This window comes from Pseudoxanthomonas sp. (assembly GCF_002863005.1).
Classification (GTDB): Bacteria; Pseudomonadota; Gammaproteobacteria; order Xanthomonadales; family Xanthomonadaceae; genus Pseudoxanthomonas_A.
Genome location: NZ_PKDG01000022.1, coordinates 1 through 23,435, shown reverse-complemented (window position 1 = coordinate 23,435; position 23,435 = coordinate 1). Strand labels below are relative to the sequence as shown.

General features: G+C 68.6%; 15 protein-coding genes. 7 read left to right on the top strand and 8 right to left on the bottom strand.

The window, feature by feature from the left end; all coding sequences use genetic code 11:
* Positions 1-78: 78 nt before the first annotated feature.
* On the bottom strand, positions 79-2,772 hold the full coding sequence (aceE, locus tag CYU89_RS11040; protein WP_296280987.1) for a pyruvate dehydrogenase (acetyl-transferring), homodimeric type: 2,694 nt from the start codon (positions 2,770-2,772) through the stop codon (positions 79-81).
* Positions 2,773-3,006: 234 nt separating this feature from the next.
* Here aceE and CYU89_RS11035 point away from each other — a divergent pair, with 234 nt between their 5' ends.
* The 4 genes from CYU89_RS11035 (at position 3,007) to CYU89_RS11020 (ending at position 6,314) form a co-directional block, all read left to right on the top strand.
* Positions 3,007-5,037 carry a SpoIIE family protein phosphatase gene (locus tag CYU89_RS11035; RefSeq protein ID WP_296280985.1) on the top strand — a complete coding sequence of 677 codons (2,031 nt, stop codon included), beginning with the start codon at positions 3,007-3,009 and terminating at the stop codon, positions 5,035-5,037.
* Positions 5,009-5,446: an ATP-binding protein gene (locus CYU89_RS11030; protein ID WP_296280983.1), complete on the top strand. Its 438-nt coding sequence runs from the start codon at positions 5,009-5,011 to the stop codon at positions 5,444-5,446. The genes CYU89_RS11035 and CYU89_RS11030 overlap by 29 nt, the downstream gene beginning before the upstream one ends.
* Entirely contained in the window at positions 5,443-5,829 is a 387-nt protein-coding gene (locus tag CYU89_RS11025) for an STAS domain-containing protein (RefSeq protein ID WP_296280981.1), read from the top strand. The genes CYU89_RS11030 and CYU89_RS11025 overlap by 4 nt, the downstream gene beginning before the upstream one ends.
* 101 nt (positions 5,830-5,930) lie before the next feature.
* Positions 5,931-6,314 carry an STAS domain-containing protein gene (locus CYU89_RS11020; RefSeq protein WP_296280979.1) on the top strand — a complete coding sequence of 128 codons (384 nt, stop codon included), beginning with the start codon at positions 5,931-5,933 and terminating at the stop codon, positions 6,312-6,314.
* 152 nt (positions 6,315-6,466) lie between these two features.
* Here CYU89_RS11020 and CYU89_RS11015 read toward each other — a convergent pair whose 3' ends face one another.
* The 4 genes from CYU89_RS11015 to CYU89_RS11000 form a co-directional block, all read right to left on the bottom strand.
* A complete protein-coding gene (locus CYU89_RS11015) occupies positions 6,467-8,764 on the bottom strand; it encodes an NADP-dependent malic enzyme (protein WP_296280977.1) in 2,298 nt (765 codons plus the stop codon).
* Positions 8,765-8,879: 115 nt separating this feature from the next.
* Complete coding sequence (locus tag CYU89_RS11010; protein ID WP_296280975.1) at positions 8,880-10,181, bottom strand: hypothetical protein; 1,302 nt, start codon at positions 10,179-10,181, stop codon at positions 8,880-8,882.
* A 16-nt stretch (positions 10,182-10,197) separates the two neighbouring features.
* Positions 10,198-13,266 carry a TonB-dependent receptor gene (locus CYU89_RS11005; protein ID WP_296280974.1) on the bottom strand — a complete coding sequence of 1,023 codons (3,069 nt, stop codon included), beginning with the start codon at positions 13,264-13,266 and terminating at the stop codon, positions 10,198-10,200.
* Positions 13,267-13,313: 47 nt separating this feature from the next.
* Complete coding sequence (locus tag CYU89_RS11000) at positions 13,314-14,669, bottom strand: dicarboxylate/amino acid:cation symporter (RefSeq protein WP_296280973.1); 1,356 nt, start codon at positions 14,667-14,669, stop codon at positions 13,314-13,316.
* A 145-nt stretch (positions 14,670-14,814) separates the two neighbouring features.
* Here CYU89_RS11000 and CYU89_RS10995 point away from each other — a divergent pair, with 145 nt between their 5' ends.
* Positions 14,815-17,460 carry a PAS-domain containing protein gene (locus CYU89_RS10995; RefSeq protein ID WP_296280972.1) on the top strand — a complete coding sequence of 882 codons (2,646 nt, stop codon included), beginning with the start codon at positions 14,815-14,817 and terminating at the stop codon, positions 17,458-17,460.
* A 2-nt stretch (positions 17,461-17,462) separates the two neighbouring features.
* Here the strand turns inward: CYU89_RS10995 and CYU89_RS10990 are convergent, their stop codons facing one another.
* Together CYU89_RS10990 and CYU89_RS10985 are read right to left on the bottom strand one after the other, a co-directional pair.
* Entirely contained in the window at positions 17,463-18,104 is a 642-nt protein-coding gene (locus tag CYU89_RS10990) for a response regulator transcription factor (RefSeq protein WP_296280971.1), read from the bottom strand.
* A gap of 48 nt (positions 18,105-18,152) precedes the next feature.
* Positions 18,153-19,391 (bottom strand): flavohemoglobin expression-modulating QEGLA motif protein, encoded by a 1,239-nt coding sequence (locus tag CYU89_RS10985; RefSeq protein WP_296280968.1) that lies wholly within the window; start codon positions 19,389-19,391, stop codon positions 18,153-18,155.
* Between the two features lie 104 nt (positions 19,392-19,495).
* Here CYU89_RS10985 and gltS point away from each other — a divergent pair, with 104 nt between their 5' ends.
* Positions 19,496-20,698, top strand: a complete 1,203-nt coding sequence (gene gltS / locus CYU89_RS10980; RefSeq protein WP_296280966.1) for a sodium/glutamate symporter — start codon at positions 19,496-19,498, stop codon at positions 20,696-20,698.
* A 224-nt stretch (positions 20,699-20,922) separates the two neighbouring features.
* Here gltS and rsgA read toward each other — a convergent pair whose 3' ends face one another.
* Complete coding sequence (gene rsgA, locus CYU89_RS10975; RefSeq protein WP_296280965.1) at positions 20,923-22,047, bottom strand: ribosome small subunit-dependent GTPase A; 1,125 nt, start codon at positions 22,045-22,047, stop codon at positions 20,923-20,925.
* A gap of 102 nt (positions 22,048-22,149) precedes the next feature.
* Between rsgA and CYU89_RS10970 the strand changes: the two genes are divergently transcribed.
* On the top strand, positions 22,150-23,430 hold the full coding sequence (locus CYU89_RS10970; RefSeq protein WP_296280963.1) for a pyridoxal phosphate-dependent aminotransferase: 1,281 nt from the start codon (positions 22,150-22,152) through the stop codon (positions 23,428-23,430).
* The last annotated feature ends 5 nt before the right edge of the window (positions 23,431-23,435 follow it).

Here is a 23,435-nt window from a genome sequence, read left to right as displayed (position 1 = left end):
CTCGGGCAACAAAAAAGCGGCCATGGGCCGCTTCTTCGTCCGGTCATCCTCGCCGCGTACGGGGAGGAACGGCGTGCATCACACCGTCACCGGGTTCGCTTTCTCCACATCGATCTTGTACTGCTTGATCGCGCGGGCGACGTCCTTGGCGGTCATCTTGCCTTCCTTCGCCAGGGCGGCGATGGCGGCGTGGGCGATGTAGTAGCGGTCCACTTCGAAGTGGCGGCGCAGGTTGGCGCGGGTGTCGCTGCGGCCGAAGCCATCCGTGCCCAGGGCCGTGTACGCCATCGGCACGAACGCGCGGATCTGGTCGCTGTAGGCGCGCACGTAGTCGGTGGCAGCGATGGCAGGACCCTGGCGGCCTTCCAGCAGTTCCGTCACGTACGCCTTGCGCGGCGTCTTCGCTTCCGGGTTCAGGCGGTTCCAGCGCTCGGCGTCGAAACCATCGCGACGCAGCTCGTTGAAGCTCGGGCACGACCAGATGTCGGCGGTGACGCCGAAATCCTTGTCCAGCAGCTCGGCCGCCGCGATCGCCTCGCGCAGGATGGTGCCGCTGCCCATCAGCTGCACGCGCAGCTCGCCCTTCTTCGGCTTGCCGGCATCGGTGAGCAGGTACATGCCCTTGATGATGCCGTCGGCCGCGCCTGCAGGCATTTCCGGATGGCTGTAGTTCTCGTTCATCAGGGTGACGTAGTAGTACTCGTCCACCTGCTCCTGCAGCATCTTCTGCATGCCGTGCTGCAGGACCACCGCGACTTCGAAACCGAAGGTCGGGTCGTAGCTGCGCACGTTCGGGATGCTGCCGGCGATGACGTGGCTGAAACCGTCTTCGTGCTGCAGGCCTTCACCGTTGAGCGTCGTGCGGCCCGCGGTGCCGCCCAGCAGGAAGCCGCGCGTACGCATGTCCGCCGCCTGCCACGCGATGTCGCCGATGCGCTGGAAGCCGAACATCGAGTAGTAGATGTAGAACGGCAGCATCGGCACGTTGCTGACCGAATAGCTGGTGCCCGCCGCCATCCACGACGACATCGCGCCCGGCTCGCTGATGCCCTGCTGCAGCACCTGGCCGGACTGGTCCTCGCGGTAGTACATCAGCTGGTCGGCATCGACCGGCTTGTACTTCTGGCCGAACGGCGCGTAGATGCCGATCTGGCGGAACATGCCTTCCATGCCGAACGTGCGCGCCTCGTCGGCGACGATCGGCACCAGGCGCGGGCCGACCTGCTTGTCGCGCAGCGCGATGTTCAGGCCCTGCACGAACGCCATCGTGGTGGAAATCTCGCGGTCGCCGGTGCTCTTCAGCAGGCGATCGAAGGCTTCCAGCTTCGGCGTCTCGAACGACTCGCTGGCCTTGCGACGACGCTGCGGCAGGTAACCGCCGAGCGCGGCGCGGCGCGACTTCAGGTACTGGATTTCCGGCGAGTCCTCGCCCGGGTGGTAGAACGGCACCTGCGCCGATTCTTCCAGCTGCTTGTCGCTGACCGGGATGTTGAAGCGGTCGCGGAACGTGCGGATGGCTTCGTCGTCCAGCTTCTTGGTCTGGTGGGTCGGGTTGAGCGATTCGCCCGCCGAGCCCATGCCGTAGCCCTTCACCGTCTTGGCCAGGATCACCGTGGGCATGCCCTTGGTGTTCACCGCCTCGTGGTAGGCCGCGTAGACCTTGTGCGGATCGTGGCCGCCGCGGTTGAGGCGCCAGATGTCGTCGTCGGACAGGTTGGCGACCATGGCCGCCGTCTCCGGGTACTTGCCGAAGAAGTTGTCGCGCGTGTACTTGCCGCCGAACGCCTTGCAGTTCTGGTATTCGCCGTCGACGGTTTCCATCATCAGCTTCTTCAGCACGCCGTCGGTGTCGCGCGCGAGGAGCGGATCCCAGTAGCTGCCCCACAGCAGCTTGATGACGTTCCAGCCGCCGCCGCGGAACACGCCTTCCAGTTCCTGGATGATCTTGCCGTTGCCGCGCACCGGGCCATCGAGGCGCTGCAGGTTGCAGTTGACGACGAAGATCAGGTTGTCGAGGCCTTCGCGGCCAGCCAGCGCGATCGCGCCGAGGGTTTCCGGCTCGTCGCTCTCGCCGTCGCCGATGAAGCACCACACCTTGCGGTCGGACTTCTCGATCAGGCCGCGGTGCTCCAGGTACTTCATGAACTGCGCCTGGTAGATCGCCGCCAGCGGGCCCAGGCCCATCGAGACGGTCGGGGTCTGCCAGTAATCCGGCATCAGCCACGGATGCGGATAGGACGAGATGCCCTGGCCGTCGACTTCCATGCGGAAGTTGTCGAGCTGCTGCTCGCTGATGCGGCCTTCCAGGAACGAACGCGCGTAGATGCCCGGCGCGCTGTGGCCCTGGATGAACAGCAGGTCGCCCGGATGGCTGTCGCTGGGCGCGCGCCAGAAGTGGTTGAAGCCGACGTCGTACAGCGTGGCGCCGGAGGCGAAACTGGCGATGTGGCCGCCGAGGTCGCCGGGCTTGCGGTTGGCGCGCACGACGGTGGCCATCGCGTTCCAGCGGATGATCGAACGGATGCGCCATTCCAGCGCGGCGTCACCGGGGCTCTTGGCCTCGTTCTGCGGCGCGATGGTGTTGACGTATTCGGTGGTCGGCGAGAACGGCAGGTAGGCACCGGCGCGGCGGGTGACTTCGACCATGCCTTCGAGCAACTGGTGAGCACGCAGGGCGCCGTTCTTCTCGATCACCGCCTGCATGGAATCGATCCATTCGCGGGATTCCTGCGGGTCCGGATCGCTCTGCAACATCTCGTTCAACCAGTTCATTCCCACTCCTGTTGCGCCGCGCGTGGGGCGTGGCGTCGCCGTTACTTGTAGAGCCTTGAAGTGTAACGCACGCACCCCGCGCCGAGCCTGGCTACGCAGGCGTATGGAGAGGACATTGCGTGCCTGTCCCGGGACAACCACCACACCAAAATCAGACCTTTGGGTTATTGCGATGCAGCACGCGGTGCGGGCGTATGATCGGCGTCCGGGGGGAACGCGACGAACAGGGTCGGCATGCGCAACGCAGTGCCCAGCAGTGTCGTGCCAGAACGCGATGTCGCCGGTGCCGCGCACTGGCGCAGCAGCCTGCGCACGCGCATCGCCCTGTGGGCCGGCCTGGTCAACGTGGTGCTGCTGGTGCTGCTGGTGGTGGCGACCGCGTGGTACGCGCGCCGCATGATCCTGGACGACGCGCGCCGCGACACGCAGGCGACGGCGCAGGAAGCCGCGCAGCGGATCGACGGCGCATTGCACGTGGTGACCATCACCACGCAGGGCATGTCGGAACTGGTGGGCAACGCGCAGCTGTCGCCCGACGAATTGACCACCACCCTGCGCGCGATGGTGAAGGCCACGCCCGGTTGCGTGGGCGGCCTGCTGATCCTGGAGGCGCGCGCGAAGGAGGACGCGCCGTTCGCGCGCTACGTGGCCGCGAACGGCAGCGACCGCGATTTCATCGCCGACGGATATGCCTTCCGCGAACAGGGCTGGTACCAGCGCACCGTGGCCGCACCCGCGGGCTGGTGGTCGGAGCCGTACCTCAACCAGACCGCCGGCGACGTGTGGATGGTCACCTACAACATGCCACTGCGCGAACCCGGGCGCGGCGCCCGCACACGCGGCATGGTCAGCCTGGACCTGCCGCTGACCAGCCTGACCGACATGGTCGATGCGCTGGCCCACCTGCCGGGCTGGCGCGTCTCGCTGGTGGCACCGGCCGGCACGCTGGCGCTGAATCCCGAGGTCGGCGTCGAACGCGAGGAAACGCTGGAGGACTACATCGCGCGCAGCGGGCGCGTGGATCTCGGCGAGATCGCCCAGGCCGTCCGTGTACGGCGCCCGCTGCAGCACCTCCACGTGGATGCGGTAAGCGGCGAGCGGCGCTACACCGTGGCGGAGCCGGTGGGCGACAGCGGCTGGACCCTGCTGGTGGCGCAGTCCTACGACCTGGTCACTGCCCGCCTGACGCAGGCGTTGTGGCTGCTGGTCGCCATCGGCACCCTGCTGGCGCTGGTGTGCATGCTGGTGGTGAGCAAGCTGGCGCGCCACGTCAGCCAGCCCGTCGAAGACCTCTCCTCCTCCGCGGCACGCCTGGCCCAGGGCGACTACGACATGCCGGTGCCGTTCGTGCAGCGTCGCGACGAAGTCGGCCAGATGGCGCGCACGCTGGAACACGCGCGCGTTTCCATCCGCCAGCAGCTGCACGAGATCGAGGACATGACCGCCGCGCGGCAGAAGCTGGAGAGCGAGCTGTCGATCGCACGCGAGATCCAGCAGGCGATGCTGCCGCCAGGGCGCGTCATCGATCGCGAGGACGCGCATCTGGAAGCGTATGCACGGCTGGAACCGGCCAAGGCCGTGGGCGGCGACTTCTACTGCTTCATCCAGACCGATCCCGACGGCCTGTGGTTCGCCATCGGCGACGTGTCGGACAAGGGCGTGCCCGCCGCGCTCTTCATGGCGCGCACCGTCACCGTGCTGGAGGTGGCCGCCAGTACCCATCCGTCGCCGGAGCGCGTACTGGCGGAAGCGTCGCGGCGACTGGTGCAGGGCAACGATGCGTGCATGTTCGCCACGGTGCTGTGCGGGCGCGTGGACGTGCGCAGCGGCGCCTGCGTGCTGGCCAGTGCCGGCCACGATGCGCCGTTGCTGCTGCATGCCGATGGCCGCCACGAGGCCTTGCCGGTGCAGCCGGGGCCGCCACTGGGTTTCGAGGTGGGCGATGCGTTCCCGCTGTGGTCCGGGCAATTGCCGGCCGGAGCCACGCTGCTGGCCTGGACCGACGGCATCACCGAAGCGTTCGACAGCCGCGACGTCGCCTTCGGCCCCGAACGCATCCCGGATGCGCTGCGGTCCGGCGCGACCGCGCGCGAGCAGTGCGAGGCGCTGATCGCGCGGGTTCACGCATTTACCGATCCCGCACCGCAATCCGACGACATCACCGTGCTCGCGATCCGGCGCCGGCTGGACAGGGCCGCCGCTTCCCCCGAAGCTCCGCCAACCCAGGAGAACGCACATGCAGATGCGACTGTTCATCCCGCGTGAGCACGCCCGCGTGGACGACCTCAACGCCTCGCTGGAAGCCGTATTGGCCAACAATGGCGTCAGCCGTGCCATCCAGGGCGACGTCAGGCTGATCGTCGAGGAACTGGCCAGCAACGCCATCGAGCACGGCGACCTGGCGCGGGTGGACGCCGAAGAACACGAACTGTGCGTGGACATCGCGATCCGCGACCATGTGCTGACCCTGGAATTCCGCGAGAGCGGCGCGCCGTTCAATCCGCTGGAGCAACCTGCCCCCGACCTGGATGCGGACATCCTCGACCGGCCCACCGGCGGGCTGGGCCTGCACCTGGTCCGGCAGGTGGCCGAAATGGCCACCTATCAGCGAATGGGTAACTACAACGTGCTGCGCCTGGCGCTGCGCATTCCCACCGAGGAGACGTCCGCATGAGCCTGGAAATCGAGTTCCATCCCCCGGGCAAGGGCAGCCAGCGCGCGCTGCTGCGTGGCCGGCTCGACACCCACACGTACGAAGACCTCGACGAAGCGCTGGCGCCGTTGCTGACCCGCCAGCTGCACTCGCTGGTGCTGGACCTGTCCGGGCTGGAGTACATCAGCAGCGCCGGCATCCGTTCCATCTTCAAGGCGCGCAAGACGCTGGCACCGCACGGCGGCAAGGTGTTGCTGGTCAATCCGCAGCCGCAGATCCAGAAAGTGCTGGACATGGTCAAGGCCGTGCCGTTGAACGAGATCTTCTCGTCCACGGCGGAGGCCGATGCCTATCTCGACGTGATGCAGCGCAAGGTGCTGGACGCCGCCGAGGACGACGACTGAGCCGCCGCACCCTCGGCCCGCATTTGTTTTACGATCCAGCGCTGCCTCCCTGCCTCCCCGGGCTTCCCCCACCCGGCAGATCCGCTTCACCGAGATGCCCGATGACTTTGGAGATTGAGGTCTACCCGCCCGTCAACGGCAACCAGTACGTGGTGCTGGGCGGCCGGCTGGACACCGCCAGCCACGGCCAGCTCGACGACGCACTGGCGCCGATGCTGGCGGCGCGCCCGCAGGCACTGGTACTGGACTTGGCGCACCTGGACTACATCAGCAGCGCCGGCGTGCGCAGCATCCTGAAGGCGCGCAAGGCGCTCGCCCCGCACGAAGGCCGCCTGCTGGTGGTGCATCCGCAGGAACAGATCCGCAAGGTCATCGAGATCGTGCAGGCGGTGCCGATGGACGAGATCTTCGAATCCAGCGCCGATGCCGATGCCTACCTGGATGCGTTGCAGCGGCGGATCCTGGATGGGGAGGAAGAGGACTAGCCGCAAAGCAAGGTTGTGGGAGCGACGTAAGTCGCGATGAGGCTTTACCGGTAGCCCATCGCGACTCACGTCGCTCCCACACCTGAAGTCCTGGACACCGACCAAGAAAAAGCCCCGCATGCGGGGCTTTTTCTCTCCAGGGCTCGGACCCATCAACCCGGTCCGTTGCGCTCGGCCTCACGTTGCAGGCGGATCTGCGCATCGACCGCGGCGATGGCGGTCATGTTGATGACGCGGCGCGGGGTGGCGCTGGTGGTCAGGATGTGGACCGGCCTGGAGATGCCCATCAGGATCGGGCCGATCGCCACGCCGTCGGTGACCACGCGCACCATGTTGTAGGCGATGTTCGCCGCGTCCAGGTTGGGCATGACGAACAGGTTCGCGCGGCCCGAGAGCGTGCTGCCTGGCATCATGCGGCTGCGCAGCACCTCGTCCCATGCGGTGTCGCCCTGCATCTCGCCATCGACGTTGAGGTCGGGTTTGCGCTTCAACAACAGCTCGCGCACGCGGCGCATCTTGATCGAACCCGGCGTCTCGTGGCTGCCGAAGTTGGAGTGCGACAGCAGCGCGATGCGCGGCTCGATGCCGAACAGCTTCAGGCGGTACGCCGCCTGCAGCGTGGCCTCGGCGATCTGCTCGGCGGTCGGGTCGTCCTGCACGTGCGTGTCCAGGAAGAAGTACGCGCCCTGGTTGTTGATCACGCCGGTCATCGCCGAGGTCGACTGCACACCCGGGTCCAGCGGGATCACGCTGCGCACGTAGCCGAGCTTCTTGTGGAAGCGGCCGACCAGGCCGGTGATCATCGCGTCGGCTTCGCCACGCGCCACCATCACGGCGGCGATCAGCGTGGGCCGCGAACGCATCAGGTTCTTCGCCGCCGCCGGCGTCACGCCGCGGCGCGAGGTCAGCGCATGGTAGTGCTGCCAGTAGTCGTTGAAGCGCGGATCGTCGTCCTGGTTGGTGATCTCGAAGTCGACGCCGGCGCGCATGCGCAGGCTGAGGCGCTGGATGCGCGCATCGATCACGTCCGGGCGGCCGATCAGGATCGGGAACGCCAGGCCTTCGTCGATCACCGTCTGCACGGCGCGCAGCACGGTCTCTTCCTCGCCTTCGGCATACACCACGCGCTTCTTGTCGGCGCGCGCGCGGTCGTACACCGGCTTCATCATCAGGCTGGTGCGGTAGACGAACTGGCCCAGCTTCTCGCGGTAGGCCCACATGTCGGTGATCGGACGCAGCGCGACCCCGCTGTCCATCGCCGCCTGCGCGACCGCCGCGGCCACTTCCACCAGCAGGCGCGGATCGAACGGGCGCGGAATCAGGTATTCGGGGCCGAAGCACGGCACGTCGTCGCCGTAGGCGCTGCCCAGGTCGGAGGCCTCGCGCCGCGCCAGCTTGGCGATGGCGTGCACGCAGGCCACCTTCATGTCCTCGTTGATGACGGTGGCGCCGACATCGAGCGCGCCGCGGAAGATGTACGGGAAGCAGAGCGCGTTGTTGACCTGGTTCGGATAGTCGCTGCGGCCGGTGCCGATGATGACGTCCGGGCGCACGGCCTTGGCGTCGGCCGGCGAGATTTCCGGGTTCGGGTTGGCCAGCGCCAGGATGACGGGCCTGTCCGCCATCGTCGCGACCATCTCCGGCTTCAGGATGCCGCCGGCCGACAGGCCGAGGAAGATGTCCGCGCCGTCGACGATCTCCGCCAGCGAACGCTTGTCGGTATCGCGGGCATACCGTGCCTTGTCCGGGTCCAGGTGCGGGCGGCCCGTGTAGATGACGCCGTCGCGGTCGAAGGCCAGGATGTTCTCCGGCTTCAGGCCCAGCGCGACCAGCATGTCCAGGCAGGCGATGCCGGCCGCGCCGGCGCCGCTGGTGGCCAGCTTCACGTCCTCGATCTTCTTGCCGATCACTTCCAGCGCATTGACCACCGCGGCGCCCACGATGATCGCGGTGCCGTGCTGGTCGTCGTGGAAGACCGGGATCTTCATGCGCTCGCGCAGCTTGCGCTCGACGATGAAGCACTCCGGCGCCTTGATGTCTTCCAGGTTGATGCCGCCGAAGGTCGGCTCCAGCGAAGCGATGATGTCGACCAGCTTGTCGGGGTCGTGCTCGTTGATCTCGATGTCGAACACGTCGATGCCGGCGAATTTCTGGAACAGCACGCCCTTGCCTTCCATCACCGGCTTGCCGGCCAGCGCGCCGATGTTGCCCAGGCCGAGCACCGCGGTGCCGTTGGTGACCACCGCCACCAGGTTGCCGCGCGCGGTGAGCTCGCTGGCCGCGTTCGGGTCTTCGACGATCGCCTCGCAGGCAAACGCGACGCCCGGCGAGTAGGCCAGCGCCAGGTCGCGCTGGGTGAGCATCGGCTTGGTCGGTGCCACCTTGATCTTGCCGGGCGGCGACAGGCGGTGGTATTCCAGCGCGGCCTGCTTGAAATCGTCGTTCGTCATTGCGGAAACGGTGCCTGTGGTGAAGGCGGGGGAGCGGCAATTCTACCCCTTCCCCGCCGGGCCCGGACTTGGGCCGTTGCGGCGCTGCGTCACGCCGTGGTCATGCAGGACGCACTCAGGGCGCGATGAAACGGCACGCTGCGCGTGTCCGCGATGCGCGCGCGCAGGTCTCGGCGAAGGTCGTGGCCGGCGGTCGCGTGCCGGTGTCGAGCCAGCGCTCGAGCACCTGCAGTGCGGTCGCGTACGTCGCGTCCTGCAGGCGGCTGTGGTCGCGCTCATCGGTCAGCGCCTGCAACAGCAGGTGGCCACGGCCGGCCGCGGCGACGATCGCCCTGTAGGCCGCGTCCGCGTCGTACGACACGGTCGGATCGTGGCGCGCATGCACGGTGACGGTGGGCAGCACGATCAGGCCGGACAGGTCGGCGTCGTAGGCCAACCGGGCGACGGCGGCGGGATCGGCGGCGAAGCGCTCGACGCCGGCGTTGAGTCCGGTGTCATCGCGCGAACCACGATAGACGGTGGTGCGATTGTCGAAGGGGTTCCGGCCACCCAGCCGCTTCTGCACCATGTCCTGGAAGTGGAACGTCCCCCACGCCAAGTGCGCGACCAGCTGCTGCTCGGCCACGCCGGTGACGGCGAGGATGTCGCGCAGGTTCGCCGCCTGCGCGGGCGTGCGCTTCGACGCCGGCTGGTCGACACCGGTGCAGGCGTCCACGCGCTTGCGCAGGTCGTCGCGGGTCATCCTTGCGCCGGCGGGCAGCCCTTGCCACACCGGATACTGCGCTTCCCCGACGGCGGGATGGTTGCGGCAGTAGTACTGGTAGACCGCACGCAGGTCGGCGCGGAAGCCGTATGCCCGCGTGCCCCCGAACAACAGGCCGTTGGTGGTCAGTACCCCATCGAAGTTCGGCCGGCCATCGATGTCGAGCGCATACAGCTCCGCCGCCTTAGCCGCGACGTTGCCGCCCCACGACTGCCCGTGCAACAGCGTGCGTTCCGGACGGCCCCAGCGCGACCAGAACACGCGCCGGCTGTGCTCCACGTCGGCCGCCGCCATCCGCACGCCGTAACCGCCGCGGCGATACGTGGTGCCGATCCAGGCATGGCCTTCCCGCACCATGACGGCGAAACGGTCGAGGTCCTCCGCCGAATCCCCGGCCTTGGGCTCGCCGAGCCGCGGCCCGCCGTGCGCATGCACGATGAGCGTGCGGTTCCAGCGGCGCGGCATGGCGACCAGCAGCCAGGCCCCATGCACGTCCTGCCCTTCGAGACAGTCGACCTGCGCGCCGACCGACGCCGGACACGCCACGGGGGCGAATGCGACGTCGGTGTCGGCGGCCGCCGCGCCGAGAGGCGGCACGAAGGCGGCCAACGCGGCGAGCGTGGCGGCGATCCAGCGGCGGCTCGTGCTTCGCATCGCGTCTGCAGGCTCCTCAGAACGAACGGCTGATGTTGACGTACCAGTAGCGACCCCACGGATTGTGCAGCGACCCGCGATAACCGCCATCGGCCAGCGACGGGCCCTCGTCGGTCAGGTCGCGCACGCCCAGGCGCACGGCGGTGCCATCGGCGAAGCGGTACTGGCCATACAGGTTGTGCGTCAGGCGCTGGTCGACCACCCACGGATCGCCCGAGAGGCCCAGCAGCTGCGGCTGCTCGAACGAGCTCATGTACTGCGCCGAATAGCCCACGCGCCACGCCGCCTTGTTCCATGTCAGCGAACCGCTGGCGCGCCATTCCGGACGGCCGTTCTGGCCGATCAGCTGGGTGGAGTCCGGCAACGGTGTCAGCGGATCGATGGTGCCGGCCGCACGCGCGGCGTACAGCGCATTGACGATGTCGCCCGGATCACGCGTGAATTCCAGCAGGCGGGTGGCGTTGAGGTTGACCGAGAACGAACCGAGGCGCGTGCGCCGCAGCGACCAGTCCACGCCGAAGTCCAGGCCGCCCGCGGTCTGCGGCTGCAGGTTGATGAAGCGGTCGTTGATGGCGATGACGCGGCCCACGGGATCGATCCCGGTACCGGCGAACGCGTCGACGTCTTCCTGCGTCGGCGCTTCGCGCACGACGAGCGGGTTGCTGCCACCACCCACGCGCGCCAGGTAGTCCACCGTCAGCGCGGTCTGCGCGCCGAGCAGGCCGACGATCTGCTCCTGCTTGATCTTCCAGCGGTCGACGGTGAAGGTGAAGCTGCCGAAGCGCTCCGGGATGAAGGTCGGCTGGAACACCACGCCGAACGAGGTGTTGGTGCTCTCTTCCGGCTCCAGGTCCGGATTGCCGGCGACCAGCAGCGACGCACCGGCGGTGTTCTGACCGCAGGCACTGAAGGAGGCGATGCGGCCGGCGCGCAGGTCGGCTTCGCAGCGGATGTGGTCCACGCCGCTGGCCAGGCGCGCGTACTGGGTGGCGTTCGTCTGCTCCAGGTTCGGCGCGCGGAAGCCTTCCGAGTAAGAACCGCGCAGGCGCACGCCCTCCACCAGGTCCCACGCCAGCGCCACCTTGGGCTTGGCGACGGAGCCGAAGTCGGAGTAGTGCTCGTAACGGCCGGCCAGCTGCATGTCCAGGCGATGCACCAGCGGGATGCCCATGTCCTCGGACACCAGCGGGACCGCGAACTCGACGTAGGCCGAGCCGACGTTGCGCGAGCCGCGCGTATCCGGATTCGGACTGACCGCCGCCACGTTGCTCAGGTTGGTCTCGCCGGTGACCATGTCGGTGAACGTGTAGGTGCCATCGAGATTCGCATCGCGATCGTCGCGCTGCGTCTCGCGGCGTGCTTCCGCACCGAAGGCGATGCCGACATCGCCGGCCGGCAGCGAGAACAGGTCGCCACGGCTCATCTTGAAGTCGGCCATCGTCAGCGTGGTGCGCGACTCGCGCACCAGGTCGAACACGATGCCGTCGATCGCCGCCTGCGAACTCGGCGAACAGTCGCCGTAGGTCGGCGTGGACACGCAGCCGCCACTGAACGGGTTGTAGGCATCCGGCGTGGCCAGTGCCAGCTGCTGCTGCAGCAGGGTCATGTTGATGTTGGGCGAACGATCCTCGGCCTCGGCTTCGGAGTACAGCAGCGCGGTCTCCCAGTTCCAGCCGTTCCACTCGCCACGCAGGCCGGCGAGGAAACGCGCCTGGTAGTTCTCCACGCGCACGCGCTGGAAGCCGGCGTCGACATAGCGGTAGTTGCTCATCTGCACCGGCAGGCCGGTGGCGGGCACGTTGGTCAGCCCCGGCAGGCGGTTCGGATTCGGCGAGCCATCGGGCAGTGTGGCCGCGCCGAACGGATTCCAGTAGTTGGTCGCCGGGATCCACAGGCTGTTGAGGTTCACCACCGGTGGCTGCGTGGCTTCGCTGACCGCGTGGTAGAAGCCGACCTCGCCGAACGCCTCGACGGTGTCGGTGACGTCGTAATGGCCGGTCAGGAACACGTTGATGCGCTCCACCGACGGCCGCACGCTGGTGCCGTAACGCGTGTCGTAGCGCATTTCGCGGTTGGTGGTGTTGAAATTGTGGTTGCCGCTGGCCAGGCAGAGATCATTGCCGAGGCTGACGCCGCAGCCGAAGCTGGAGGGCTGGATGCGGAACGCGCCCGCGGTGTTCGTCACCGCCGTGCCGTTGGACCGGATCACCGCGCGCGGGCCCACCGTGAGGCGCGCCCACGGCGTGTGCGACGACCGGCCATCGAGCGCGGACAGGCCGGCGAAATCCGGATAGTCCGCGAACAGCGCACGCAGGTCGTCGGTCGCGGTGAAGTCCTGGTCGTCCGCCATCAGTTCGGAGCGGTCGACGTAGTTGAGGAACAGCGAGACATTGCCGCGATCGTAATTGCGGCCAGCGAACAGGTTCACTTCGAACTCGTTCATGCCGGTGCCCTCGGCGCCGCCATAGCGCGTGCTCGCGCTGACGCCATCGAAGTCGGTCTGCAGCACGGTGTTGACCACGCCTGCTACCGCGTCGGCGCCGTAGATGGCCGCCGCACCATCCAGCAGGATCTCCATGCGGTCCAGGCCGGAGACGGGGATCGCGTTCGAATTGAAGCTCTGCACCGGCACCGTACCGGTATCGGACGTGCCCTGGCTGGTCGGGTGCTGCACCAGGCGGCGCCCGTTGAGCAGCACCAGCGTGTTGCCGACGCCGAGCGAACGCAGGTTCACCGAATTGACGTCACCGCGCGCCGCGTTGCTGGTCTGCGGGTTGTTCGAGGCGTCGAACAGCACGTCGCCCATCTGCGGGATGGTGCGCATCAGCTCGTCGCCGGAGATCGCACCGGCAGCATCGATCTGCTCCGCGCCGACCACCAGCACCGGCAGCGCATCGGTGGTGGCCGCGCCCTGGATGTGCGAACCGACCACCACGACCTTGTCGAGCGTGGTCGCGTCGTCGGCGGGCGCGGACTGCGCCGCCGGTTCGGCGGGCGGGGTGGCGTCCTGCGCGGCCGCGGCATGGATCACCGCCAGCAAGGCCAGCGTCAGGCTGCTGCGCAGCGGAGCGCGGCGTGGGTTCAAGGCATGCATCGTTCAGTCCCTCCTCTGAAGACGTGGTGTGGCCGGCGTCAGTCGGCCGTGAGTCGTGTCGGATCGCCCGGGCCTGCGGCCGGATCGGGCGCGGCGGCGATCGGTGCGGACGGCCCGCCCAGCGCGCGCGCCAGCGCATCGCGGTCGAGCGCGTTTTCCCAGCGCGCGACCACCAGCGTGGCCACCGCGTTGCCGGTGAAGTTGGTCAGCGAGCGGCACTCGCTCATGAAGCGGTCGATGCCCAGGATCAGCGCCATGCCGGCGACCGGCACTTCGGGCACCACCGCCAGCGTGGCGGCCAGCGTGATGAAGCCGGCACCGGTGACGCCCGCGGCGCCCTTCGAACTCAGCATCGCGACCAGCAGCAGCATGATCTGGTGGCCGAGGCTCAGCTCGGTGTTGGTGGCCTGCGCGATGAACAGCGCGGCCAGCGTCATGTAGATATTGGTGCCGTCCAGGTTGAACGAGTATCCGGTGGGCACGACCAGGCCGACGACGGACTTCGACGCACCGGCGCGCTCCATCTTCTCCATCAGCGACGGCAGTGCGGACTCGGACGACGAAGTGCCGAGCACCAGCAGCAGTTCGGCCTTGAGGTAGCGGATCAGGCGGAAGATCGAGAAGCCGCACCACCATGACACCAGCCCGAGGATCACGATCACGAACAGCAGCGAGGTGAGATAGAACGACCCGACCAGCCACGCGAGGTTGACCAGCATGCCGACGCCGTACTTGCCGATGGTGAAGGCGATGGCGCCGAACGCACCGATCGGCGCGGCGCGCATCAGGATGTGCACCAGGCGGAATACCGGGGCGGTCAGCGCCTCCAGCAGGTTCAGTACCGGGCGGCCCTTCTCGCCGACCAGCGCCAGCGACAGGCCGAACAGCACCGCCACGAACAGCACCTGCAGGATGTTGTCGCCCACCAGCGGGCTGACCAGCGTCTTCGGGATGATGTCCATCAGGAAGCCGACCAGCGAAAGCTCGTGCGATTTCTGCACGTAGTCGTTGACCGCCGACTGGTCCAGGTCGGCCGGGTTGATGTTCATGCCGGCGCCCGGCTGCACCACGTGCGCGACGATCATGCCGATCACCAGCGCCAGCGTGGAGAAGAACAGGAAGTACGCCATCGCCTTGGCGAACACCCGGCCCACCGTGCGCAGGTGGGTCATGCCGGCGATGCCGGTGACGATGGTCAGGAAGATCACCGGCGCGATGATCATCTTCACCAGCTTGATGAAGGCATCGCCCAGCGGTTTCATCGATTCGGCCAGCGCGGGCTCGAAGTGGCCCAGCGTCGCGCCCAGCACGATGGCCACGATCACCTGGAAGTACAGCTGCTTGTACAGCGGCTGCTTCGGCGGCGTTGCGAACGGGGTATCGGCCAGATGCATGGGAGGACTCCGGGACGGATGGCGTCGCCCACGGAACCGGGGCCGGCATGTTGTACCCCTGCCCCGCCGCCGCACCGATAACCTATTGGTACTAGCCCGCTCCCGCGCCTGTCCGCAGCCGGCGCCACGCCCGTAGACTGCGGCCATGCTGCGCACCCGCCGCCTCCACCGGATCCTGCTCGTCGTGCTGGCGATCCTGGGCGGTGCCGCCCTGGTCATGGCGCTGGCTTACCACGGGGCCGGCGCGCGCGCGCAGCGGGCCGAGACGGCGCAGCTGGAACGCCAGCTCGACCTGCACGCGCAAGCGTTGCAGCAACGCATCGACCGCTATCGCACGCTGCCGCAGATGCTGGCCCAGGACCCCGACCTGCGCGACGCGCTGGTGTCGCCGGTGGACGACGCGCGCCGCAATGCGCTCAACCAGCGCCTGGAAGACGCCAACAGTGTCACCCGCTCATCGACGCTCACGCTGATCGACCGCCGCGGCATCGCGCTGGCGGCGAGCAACTGGCGCGAACCGACCAGCAATGTCGGCGAGGACTACAGCTTCCGTCCCTACGTGAAGCAGGCGCTGCGCGACGGCCAGGGCCAGTTCTACGGCATCGGCCTGACCACGGGCGAGCCCGGCTATTTCCTGTCGCAGGCCATCGTGGACGGCGACGGCGGAACCATCGGCCTGGTCGTCATCAAGATCGACCTGGATGCGCTGGAACAGGAGTGGCTGCAGACACCCGACGTGGTGCTCGTCAGCGACGCGCACGGCGTGGTCTTCCTCGCCAGTCAGGACGACTGGCGCTACCGCACGCTTCGCCCCCTGAGCGAGGCCGACCGGCGCGAGCTGGCCGCGACGCGGCAATACGCGCGGCAGAGGCTCACGCCGCTTCGCTGGCAGGACCTGTCGGCGGCCGGGGACGGCGCGCGGCGCGTGCAGATGCGCGACCCGCCATGGACGGGCGCCGTGCTGTGGCAATCGAAGGCCCTGCCCGAGGAAGGCTGGCAGCTGCACCTGCTGCACGACGCCTCGGCCATCGCTGCGGCAGGACGCGCCGCCGCCGTTGCCGCCGGTGGCGGCTGGCTGGCGCTGGCGTTCCTGGCCCTGTTCGTGCAGCAGCGCCGCCGCACCGCGCTGCTGCAGCGCCGCAGCCGGCAGGAACTGGAGGTCGTGCTGCAGCAGCACGCGCAGGAACTGCGCACCGCGCAGGATGGCATCGTCGAGGCGGCACGTTCCGCCGATGCCGGCCTGAGCCGCAGCCTCGAGCACCTGCCGCAGGGCGTGGTCATCATCGACGCCGACCTGCGGCTGGTGGCCTGGAACTCGCGCTACATGGACCTGTTCCGCTTCCCGCCGGACCTGATCCACGTCGGCCGCCCGATCGAGGACGTGTTCCGCCACAACGCCCGCCGCGGCCTGTTGGGACCGGGGCCCATCGAAGAGGCGATCCAGCGTCGCCTGGACCACCTGCGCAGCGGCAAGCCGCACATGCGCGAGAGCGAGAAGGACGATGGCGTGGTGCTGGAGATCCGCGGCAATCCGTTGCCCGACGGCGGCTTCGTCACCAGCTACGCCGACATCACCAGCTACAAGAACGCCGCGCGTGAGTTGCGCTCGCTGGCGGATGCGCTGGAGCACCGCGTCGAAGAACGCACGCGCGCCCTCGCCGACGCCACCCGCGCCGCCGAGAACGCCAACCGCTACAAGACGCGCTTCGTCGCCTCGGCGGTGCACGACCTGCTGCAGCCGTTGAACGCCGCGCGCATGTTCGTCTCCGCCCTGCGCGGGCGCCTGCACGACGACGAGGCGCGGCGCATCGCCGACCATGTCGACAATGCGCTTGCCGCGCAGGACGCGATCCTCAACAGCCTGCTCGACATCGCCCGCCTGGAATCCGGTGCGCTGCCTACCCGCGTCCGCGACTTCGCGCTGGCACCCCTGCTGGAGACGCTGCTGCGGGAATTCGGCATGGTCGCCGAAGGCCGCGGGCTGGCGCTGGACGGCGTCGCCACGCGCGCCGTCGTCCGCAGCGACGAAGCCCTGCTGCGCCGCATCCTGCAGAACTTCCTGTCGAACGCGATCCGCTACACGCCACGCGGCCGCGTGCTGCTTGGCGTGCGCCGCGCCGGCGAGCTGGTGCGCATCGAGGTGCACGACCAGGGCCCGGGCATTCCCGAGAGTCTCCAGGCCGAGATCTTCGAAGAGTTCCGCCGGCTCAACGACGGCGTCGCCAACGACCGTGGCGCCGGGCTCGGCCTGGCCATCGTCGAACGCATCGGCCGCCTGCTGGGGCACCGCATCGGCCTGCGCTCGCAGTTGGGTCGCGGCAGCGTGTTCTGGGTGGCGCTGCCACGCGGCGTCGACGATGCCGTGACCGTCGACCCACCCCCGGTCGCGGCCGACAGCGACGATGCCTCGCCCCTGCGCGGCCGCCTGGTCTGGTGCATCGACGACGATCCCCGCGTCTGCGAAGCCACGCGCGCGCTGCTGGATCGCTGGGAATGCGACGTCGGCCTGGCGGCAGGGCCCGACGACGCGCTGGCCGCCGCGGCACCGCATGCCGTACCGGACCTGCTGCTGCTCGACGTGCGACTGGGCGACACGGACGGGCCGACGGTGTACGCGCGCCTGTGCGAACGCTGGCGCGCCGCGCCGCCGGTGATCCTGGTCACCGCCGAGCACGACGACGCCTGGCGCTCGCTGGCGCTGCAACGTGGCTGGGGCTTCCTCGCCAAGCCCGTGAAGCCGGCGGCGCTGCGCGCACTGATGACCCAGTTGCACGTGCGCCGCGCGCGCTGAACTCAGGCGATCGGCGGACCCTCCGGCTCCAGCGACTTCACCAGCACCGCCGCCTGTGTGCGGCTGTGGCATTCCAGCTTCTTCAGGATCGCGGTGACGTGCACTTTCACGGTGTTCTCGGCCAGGCCGAGTTCGTGCGCGATCTGCTTGTTGAGCAGACCGTCCGCTAGGCACAGCAGCACGCGGAACTGCTGCGGCGTCAGCTGCGCCAGGCGGGCCGCGAGTGCGGCGTCCTGCTCGGACCGCTCGACGGTGAGCGGCGGGAACCACGCCCCGCCATCGAGCACCGCCGCGACTGCGGCGCCGATGGTGTCGGCCGGCGACGACTTGGGAATGAAACCGGCCGCACCGAACTGCTGCGCACGACGGATCACCCGCGGGTGTTCGTTCGACGAGATGACGACCACCGGCACCTCCGGATGTTCGCCACGGACATGCAACAGGGCGGAGAACCCGTGCGCGCCGGGCATCGTCAGGTCCAGCAGCACCAGGTCCGCCTCGGGGTGCGCGTCCAGCGCCTGTCCCAGGCCCGTGGCACTCGCGGCTTCGACCACGGTGGCGCCGGGCAGCGCCTCGCGCAGTGCGTGGATCACCGCCGCGCGGAACAGCGGATGGTCGTCGGCGACCAGGATCGTCGTGCTCATGCCGCCAGTGTGCCACCGGCATCGCGGGCCGCGCGTACCACTTTCCGGCTAGGCGTCCGTCGACAGCTTGTCCAGGCGGATCCGGTTGGCGAACAGCGAGAACGCCAGCATGCCCGCCAGGCCGTTGGCACGGCTGACCCAGCTCGGCAGCCAGCGCGGCGGCGCCAGCACGCCGTCATCGAACATCGGCTCGAACAGCGTCACGTCCTCCAGCGTCATCTTGCCGGCGAACAGGCGGCGGCAGACCCGCAGCCGGTCCTGCTGCAGCGAGCGGCGGAAGAACGTGTGCACGCCGATCAGGCCACGCAGGTAGACGGTGTCCTTGGTGAAGGCCGCGCCGCCGGAGGTCGGCACGCCCCGGAACACGCGCTGTGCGGACGAAAAGCTTTCCGCCGGGTTCTGCCCCGCATCGGTGAAGTAGCGGAACACCTCGACGAAGTCCGCGCCCGCCAGTGCCATCGCGACCGCCTCGATGCGCAGGCTGATCCGCTTCATGCGTTCGATGTCGATGCTGCCGGTGATCTGCTCGGCGAAGGTCGCCAGTCCTTCCTGCGTGGCGGTGACGCGCGGAGATGCCAGCGCCAGGCTGGGCAACACGGCCTGCTCGCGGCCGTTCAGGGCGGTGAGCGAATGCACCAGCGCTTCGTGCTGCAGCAGCTGGCGGCGGTCGTAGTCGCTGAAGGCGGCCCCGTGGCGCAGGCGGATGCGGGTGGCGCCCGCGGCAGCCTTCGCGATCAGGTTGCGGTCCAGCTCCACGGTGATGACGCGGCCGTCGAAGAAATCGTCCAGGTCGGCCTGCAGCTGCAACTGCAGGGCCGTGGCCGAGACCGGGATCTGCTCCTCCGGCGACAGCAGCTCGTGGTCGAGCTCGTTGGCGATGGCGATGAAATGGCCCGCCGCATCGCGCGTGGTCGGTCCGTCGCCGGGCAGGCAGGCTTCCGGCGTGCCGAACAGTGCGATCGAGTGCGTGGTCACCGCCGGCGTGCCCAAGGCTTCCAGCAACTGCGCGGCGATGTCCCAGCTGTGCACGGAATCGCGCAGGTAGCGACCGAGCGGATGCGCTGCGTCGGCGGCCACCGCGATCGCGGCCAGTTCGCGGCGCGCATCGCCGAAGTCGAGACGGGGATAGTCGATCACCGGCCGCCGTGGCTGCCCACGCGCGACGCTGTCGAGGAACGGCGCCTGCACGTCCGCGGGCCAGCTGGCCAGGCTGAGCAGCTTGATGCCCCGCACGGCCCTGACCAGGCGTGCGTCCAGCGCGGCGTGATGGGCGATATCGGCGTGCATGCATCCCTCCCTGGCTCACACTTTAGCCCAGCGCACACCGCGGCCGGCACAAGCGCCCGTGGCTGGACTATGCTCGACCTTCTTCCATCGGTTGCGGGGGCAGCATGCTGGAACTCGATGCAGTACAGACGCTGGCCTTCGCTGGCCTGGCGCTCTTCCTCGGCTACGCACTCTGCCGCGTCGTCCCGCTGTTCTCGAAGTACAACCTGCCTGCGCCGGTGATCGGTGGCCTGGCGGTGGCGCTGGTGGTATTGGCCGCCCGCAGCCGCGAGGTCACCCTGTTCACGCTGGACACCAGCCTGCAGGCGCCGCTGATGATCGCCTTCTTCACCACCATCGGCGTCAATGCCAGCGTGGCGCTGCTGAAACTCAGCGGCCGCCAGGTGGTGATCTTCCTGCTTCTGGCCAGTGGCTTCGCCATCGTGCAGAACCTGCTGGGCATGGCGGTGGCGATGGGCTTCGGCCTGCATCCTCTGTTCGGCGTGCTGGCGGGTTCCACCACGTTGACCGGCGGACCGGCGACCGGTCTGGCGTTCGCCCCGCTGTTCGAACAGGCCGGTGTCACCGGCGCCGAATCGATCGCGGTCGCCTCGGCGATGGCGGGCATCGTCTGCGGAGGCTTGCTGGGCGGACCGGTGGCCACGGTACTGATCCGGCGCCACAAACTCTACGGCGGCGTGCGCCTGGGCAAACCCGACGAATCCGCGGCCGAACCCACCGGTGCGCGCGATACGCCGGACTTCGCCACGCGCGAATCCGCGGCGCTGAAGAGCATCGTGGTGATCCTGGTCGCCATGTGGGCCGGTGCCGGCGTCAGCGCCGCCCTGTCCGCCGCCGGGCTCACGCTGCCCGCCTACGTCGGCGCGATGATGGTCGGTGCGTTGATCCGCTACATCGACGATCGAACCGGCTGGATCGGATTGCCGGTGGCGACGACCGACCTGATCGGCAACGTCTGCCTGGCGCTGTTCCTTGCGGTGGCGTTGATGAACCTCAAGCTGTGGGAGCTGGCCGGCCTGGCGGCGCCGCTGCTGGTGAACCTCGGACTGCAGGTGGCACTGGTCGCGCTGTTCTGCGGCGTGGTGTTCCGGGTGATGGGCCGCGACTACGACGCGGCCGTGATGGGCGGCGGCTTCATCGGTTTCATGCTCGGCACCACGGCCAATGCGATGGCGGTGATGCGCACGCTGGTCGAACGCTACGGCATGGCGCCGCGCGCGTTCCTGGTGGCGCCGCTGGTGGGCGCGTTCTTCATCGACTTCACCAATGCGCTGATCATCACCGGGTTCATAAACCTCTGGAGTTGATCGATTCCTGAAGCTGATCGATCTAAAGGTGATCGACCGTCGAGATCTATCCGCCGTCATCCCGGCGCAGGCCGGGACCCAGTGACTCGGGTGTTTGGATGACGGTAGATTCGCAGCGAGACGCTGGGTCCCGGCTTGACCAGCCATTCGGCTGTTGAACGCCGCCGGGATGACGACAAGGGCGCGTCACCACATCGAACGTTCCGCTCGCGTCACGCGAAAACCTAACGCTTGCCGTACTTGTCGCTGAGCCGCTTGTTCAGCGCCTTGTTCTGCACCTTGGCGTTGGCCTTGTCGGCCAGCCGCGAAGCGAGCTTGTCGGCAGCGGCGGCGACTTCGTCGCGCAGCTTGAGGTAGTTGAGGAAGCGGCCCTCGTCCAGCTCTTCGCGCTCAATGGCCGCGCGCACCGCGCAGCCCGGCTCGCGGTCGTGCGAACAGTCGCGGAACCTGCACTGCTCGGCCAGCGCCTCGATGTCGGCGAAACCGCCGTCGGCCAGGTCTTCTTCGCCGGTGGGCTTGAGCTCGCGCATGCCGGGCGTGTCGATCAGGCAGGCGCCTGCCGGCAGGGGAATCAGCGCGCGGTAAGTGGTGGTGTGGCGGCCGCGCGAATCGCTTTCGCGCACTTCGCCGGTCTTCATGCGCTCGTCGCCGATCAGGGTATTGGTGATCGTGGACTTGCCCGCGCCGGACGAGCCGACCAGCACCACCGTGTGGCCCGGCGCCAGCCACGGCGCCAGCTGCCCCACGCTGTCCGGATGCTTGGCGTTGACGGTGAACACCGGCACGCCCTGCGCCGTCAGATCCGCCAGCACCTCGACCGCATCGTCGGCGTACTCGGTGCGGTCGGCCTTGGTCAGTACGACGACCGGCTGCGCACCGCCGCCGCCGACCAGCAGCAGGTAGCGCTCGATGCGGCGTGGATTGAAGTCGGCATCCAGGCCGCAGACGATGAACACCGTATCGATGTTCGCCGCGATCACCTGCTGGTGGTAGTGCTCGCCGGCCGCGCCGCGCTTGATGCCGGTATGCCGCGGCAGCAGCGCGACGATGCGCGGCCGCTTCGACGTGGCGTCTTCCAGCAACACCCAGTCGCCAACAGCGGGGCGCTCGTGGGCGGGAAACCGCGGGCGCTGCCACTCCGGAAGCGATTCCGCCTTGACTCCCATGCCCGGCGCGTCGGCGACCACATAGCCGGAGCGGTGCTGCTCGATGACCCGCGCCGGGGTGGCCTGCGGATGCGCCTGCATCGCCTCGCGCCATGCGGCGTCCTCCGGTTCCCCTGCATATGGCCAGCCAATGGACCGCAGAAGGGTGACGTCGGACACAGGCGGGACGGGGGTTTCGGGCATGGCGCGCATTCTAGACGCGGGGTGGCGCCTGCGGGGTCCGTCGGGCTAAATATCCGTTAAGCTGGCTCTCCTTCCACGTCCAGCCCCGCTGCGGTCGCCGCCATGTCCACCCCGCCCGTCAAACCGCTCGCCACGCGCGAACGCCTGTCCGAAGTCCGCTACGAAATCCGGGGCGAACTGGCACGGCGAGCCCGCGAGCTCGAGGCCCAGGGGCAGAAGCTGATCAAGCTCAACATCGGCAACCCGGGCGCCTTCGGTTTTCGTGCGCCGGAGCACCTGCAGCGCGCGATCGCCGACGACATGGGTCGCACCGACCCCTACACGCACCAGCAGGGCCTGCCCTCGGCGCGCGAGGCGATCGCCGCGGCCTACGCCAAGCGCGGCACGCCGGACGCGCACGCGGACCGCGTGTTCGTCGGCAACGGCGTGTCGGAACTGATCGACCTGTCGCTGCGCGCGCTGCTGAATCCCGGCGACGAAGTGCTGGTGCCTTCGCCCGACTATCCGCTGTGGTCGGCCGCGACCATCCTCAACGACGGACGCCCGGTGTATTACCGCTGCGATCCGGAGAACGACTTCCAGCCCGATCCGAACGAGATCGAACAACTGATCAGCTCGCGCACCCGCGCCATCGTGCTGATCAATCCGAACAATCCCACCGGCGCCACCTACTCGCGCGAACTGCTGGAGCGCATCGTGGCGATCGCCGCGAAGCACCGCCTGCTGCTGATGGTCGACGAGATCTACGACCAGGTGCTGTACGACGGTGCGAGCTTCGTGCCGGTCGCACCGATGGCCGGCGACGTGCCGTGCATCACTTTCAGTGGCCTGAGCAAGGTGCATCGCGCCTGCGGCTGGCGCGTGGGCTGGGGCGTGGTTTCCGGCCACGGCGACGTGGTGCGCGACTTCCTGCATGCGATGGACCTGCTCAGCGCGCTGCGCCTCTGCGCGAACGTGCCCGGCCAGTACGCCATCGACGCCGCGGTCAACGGCCCCGACACCATCAGCGCACTGTGCGCACCCGGCGGCCGCCTGTACGAAACCCGTCGCGCGGTGATCGACGCCTGCGACGCCAGCCCACACCTGGAGCTGGTCAACCCGGCCGGTGCGCTGTACGCGTTCCCGGCGGTGGTCGGCGATGCCGCCAAGGGTTTCGACGACCATGCGTTCGCGCTGGAACTGATGGAAACCGAAGGCGTGCTGGTCGTGCCGGGCTCCAGCTTCAACGTGCCCTACCGCCACCACTTCCGCGTCACCCTGCTGCCGGAAGCGGCCACGATGCGCGAAGTCTTCGCCCGCATCGACCGCGCCCTGTCGCGCCGCGCCGAGGCCGCCACCAAGGTGGTGCCGATCAAGGGCAAGTCGCGGCCGGCGGCGGCGTAAGCCCC

What these genes read in the sequence shown, in the direction of transcription:
- aceE (WP_296280987.1), bottom strand. Translation starts at nt 2,772, where the DNA reads ATGAACTGGTTGAACGAGATGTTGCAGAGCGATCCGGACCCGCAGGAA.
- CYU89_RS11035 (WP_296280985.1), top strand. Translation starts at nt 3,007, where the DNA reads ATGCGCAACGCAGTGCCCAGCAGTGTCGTGCCAGAACGCGATGTCGCC.
- CYU89_RS11030 (WP_296280983.1), top strand. Translation starts at nt 5,009, where the DNA reads ATGCAGATGCGACTGTTCATCCCGCGTGAGCACGCCCGCGTGGACGAC.
- CYU89_RS11025 (WP_296280981.1), top strand. Translation starts at nt 5,443, where the DNA reads ATGAGCCTGGAAATCGAGTTCCATCCCCCGGGCAAGGGCAGCCAGCGC.
- CYU89_RS10990 (WP_296280971.1), bottom strand. Translation starts at nt 18,104, where the DNA reads ATGAGCACGACGATCCTGGTCGCCGACGACCATCCGCTGTTCCGCGCG.
- rsgA (WP_296280965.1), bottom strand. Translation starts at nt 22,047, where the DNA reads ATGCCCGAAACCCCCGTCCCGCCTGTGTCCGACGTCACCCTTCTGCGG.
- CYU89_RS11015 (WP_296280977.1), bottom strand. Translation starts at nt 8,764, where the DNA reads ATGACGAACGACGATTTCAAGCAGGCCGCGCTGGAATACCACCGCCTG.
- CYU89_RS11000 (WP_296280973.1), bottom strand. Translation starts at nt 14,669, where the DNA reads ATGCATCTGGCCGATACCCCGTTCGCAACGCCGCCGAAGCAGCCGCTG.
- CYU89_RS11020 (WP_296280979.1), top strand. Translation starts at nt 5,931, where the DNA reads ATGACTTTGGAGATTGAGGTCTACCCGCCCGTCAACGGCAACCAGTAC.
- CYU89_RS11010 (WP_296280975.1), bottom strand. Translation starts at nt 10,181, where the DNA reads ATGCGAAGCACGAGCCGCCGCTGGATCGCCGCCACGCTCGCCGCGTTG.
- CYU89_RS10970 (WP_296280963.1), top strand. Translation starts at nt 22,150, where the DNA reads ATGTCCACCCCGCCCGTCAAACCGCTCGCCACGCGCGAACGCCTGTCC.
- gltS (WP_296280966.1), top strand. Translation starts at nt 19,496, where the DNA reads ATGCTGGAACTCGATGCAGTACAGACGCTGGCCTTCGCTGGCCTGGCG.
- CYU89_RS10995 (WP_296280972.1), top strand. Translation starts at nt 14,815, where the DNA reads ATGCTGCGCACCCGCCGCCTCCACCGGATCCTGCTCGTCGTGCTGGCG.
- CYU89_RS10985 (WP_296280968.1), bottom strand. Translation starts at nt 19,391, where the DNA reads ATGCACGCCGATATCGCCCATCACGCCGCGCTGGACGCACGCCTGGTC.